We start from the raw sequence: 1,679 nt of genomic DNA, 5'->3' as shown, positions 1-1,679 counted from the left end.
GGGCGCCGGGGGCGCGGGCGCCGTTGAGGCAGGCCTGGACCGGGGAGATGGCGGTTTCTGGCGGCATCCTGAACCTCCGGGTCAGCGCAGCCCGTCGAGGTCGGGGCGCAGCACCACGCTCTCCTGCTCGTCGGGGTCGGTGCGGGCCAGCACGGCCTCCACGGGCTCGGTGAGGCTGGGGTTGTAGGGCAGGTGGGGCACCCCGGCGGGGATGTAGACGAAGTCCCCGGCCCGGGCGCTGAGGTGGTGCTCGAGCCGCTCCCCGTACCACATCCCCGCCTCGCCGCTGAGCACGAAGATGGCCGTCTCGTGCTCCTCGTGCAGGTGGGCGTTGGCCCTAGCCCCCGGCGGGATGCTCACCCGGTGCATGCACAAGCGCCGCGCGCCCACGCTCTGCGCCGAAACGGCCCCGCCGTAGCTGAGCCCCTGCTTGCCCCGGTACCCCTCGGCGGCCCGGATCACCCGGCAGCTCTGCTCGCTCATACGCCCTCCCGCATGCCTCAATTCTCTAGCGCTTCACCTGGAAAACGCCCAGCCCCTCGAGCTCCACCCCCCCGGACACCGCCTTGCCCGTGAGCAGGTCGGTGGAGGGGGGCAGCTCGAGGGCGACGGGCTCGAGCGCCGCGTATACCCGCACCTCCTCGCCGGCGTAGACGCGCCGGAAGGAGAGGAGCTTCTCGCTCACCTCCAGCGGCAGCAGCCCGCCGCGCCGCAGGGCCGGCACGCCCTTGCGCAGCCGGATGAGCTGCTTGACCCAGCCGCGCACCTCCTCGTTCCGCTTGCGCTCGTCCCAGGGGAAGGTGCCCCGGCACATGGGGTCGCCGTTGAAGTCGTCGCAGTCGTTGGCCTGGCCCAGCCCGACCTCGTCGCCGTAGTAGATGCCGGGGGCGCCGGGGAAGGTCAGGAGCAGGCCCAGCGCCAGCTTGAACTTCCTCACGTCGTTGCGCAGCCGCCACAGCGCGCGGGGGATGTCGTGCGAGGAGAGCAGGGTGTACATGGCCTGGCGGGTCTGCAGCGGCAGCGCAGCGTAGTGGTCCCACAGCGTCTGCCAGACCTCGAGCGTGCTCACCCGCACGGGCCAGCCGTACACGTTCATCCCCGACAGCCACTCCATCACCGGGTTGGCGAAGCCGGCGTAGTGCATGGAGCCGTCGAGGGTGTGCTGGCGCAGCTTCTCGGTGGTGTCGAAGAACAGCTCGCCGAAGACGAAGGCCTCGGGGTTCTCCTCGCGGGAGTTGCGGTGGATCAGGCGCAGCAGCTCGGCGTTGCCCCGGTCGGTGCCGCCCTCGCCGATCTGGTGGGCCACGTCCAGCCGCCAGCCGTCGGCGCCCTTGCGGATCCAGTGCCGCACCGGGGCGTGGTAGCCGTCGATCCAGCGCTCGACGGTGAGGGGGTTGGCGTAGTCGAGCTTGGGCAGGGTCTTGACCCCGAAGAAGGCGGCGTACGTGCCGTCGGCGTGGAAGGTGAACTGCCCGGCCTCGGGGCTGGTGGGGTCCTTGAGGGCCTTCTGGAAGTCGGGGTGGCCGCTGCCGATGTGGTTGAACACCCCGTCGAGGACGAGCTTCATGCCCCGCGCGTGCAACTCCTGCACCAGGCGGTCGAAGGCCTCGTTGCCGCCCAGCCGGGGATCGACGTTGTGGTAGTCGAGCGCGTCGTAGCGGTGGGAGGAGGGGGAGGGG

Annotated in this window: 2 protein-coding genes; both read right to left on the bottom strand. The window is 71.2% G+C overall.

Annotated elements, in window-relative coordinates; genetic code table 11:
• Positions 1–81 precede the first annotated feature (81 nt).
• Positions 82–483, bottom strand: coding sequence for a cupin domain-containing protein (locus Mterra_RS21085; RefSeq protein WP_119316858.1), 402 nt, complete (start codon positions 481–483; stop codon positions 82–84).
• Between the two features lie 25 nt (positions 484–508).
• Positions 509–1,679 (bottom strand): glycoside hydrolase family 13 protein (locus Mterra_RS21080; protein ID WP_119316857.1); only part of this gene is annotated, 1,171 nt, incomplete at its 5' end.

This window comes from Calidithermus terrae, from assembly GCF_003574345.1.
GTDB lineage: Bacteria > Deinococcota > Deinococci > Deinococcales > Thermaceae > Calidithermus > Calidithermus chliarophilus.
Note: the sequence above shows the minus strand (reverse complement) of the source record. Positions and strands in the feature narration are given on the sequence as shown.